This window comes from Neisseria sp. P0021.S006, from assembly GCF_051956895.1.
The window spans coordinates 1-600 of the sequence record NZ_JBQCWZ010000884.1 but is presented as its reverse complement, the minus strand read 5'-3'; the positions used below and the strand labels follow the sequence as shown (position 1 = coordinate 600).

Here is a 600-nt window from a genome sequence, read left to right as displayed (position 1 = left end):
ACAAAGCGAGGAAGGCAAGGAGGGCATAAATCGCCATAACCGCCATTTGACGGATGATGTAACGTGAAATCAGGTTCATTTTCCGCCTTTCAATGTCAGACTTTTGGCAACCGCCTGCCAGAAGGGTTGGCTAGGCATACTGCGTACGCGCAGCAGGACGACGGCAATCACAAACATGATGATGTGCATAGGCAGCAGTCCGAGCCAAAAATGGATTCTGCCGTCTTCTACAGCATTGCGCAGGAAGGTTAGCCCGTTTTGGTAAACCAAAAACAAACCGATGGCAATCAGGATATTGTAGGTATGGCCGCTGCGCGGATTGAAATAGGAAAGCGGTACGGCAAGCAGGCAGAGCAGGAGGACGCTGACGGTCAGCGAGATGCGCCACATCAATTCCGCTTGGTGTTGGGGATTGCTGCTGCCAATCAGTTGTGCGGTCGGAATGGTACGGCGGTGTGAAACAGGGTCGATGAGTTTCGGCGTGGTGCTGATAATCAGGCTGAGGTGTTGGAAAGAAACGCGGTTGTAATCGGCTTTGCCGGGCGTACCGCTGTAACGGTAGCCGTCGCGCAATTCAAGCGTACGTTTGTTGTCTGTCAG

General features: G+C 52.8%; 1 protein-coding gene and 1 pseudogene. Both read right to left on the bottom strand.

Annotated elements, in window-relative coordinates:
- Nucleotides 1-79: pseudogene (locus ACTHUM_RS17700) on the bottom strand (LptF/LptG family permease); the annotation flags it as partial.
- Nucleotides 76-600 (bottom strand): LptF/LptG family permease (locus tag ACTHUM_RS17695; RefSeq protein WP_440403647.1); only part of this gene is annotated, 525 nt, incomplete at its 5' end. The gene ACTHUM_RS17695 and the pseudogene ACTHUM_RS17700, both read right to left, overlap by 4 nt.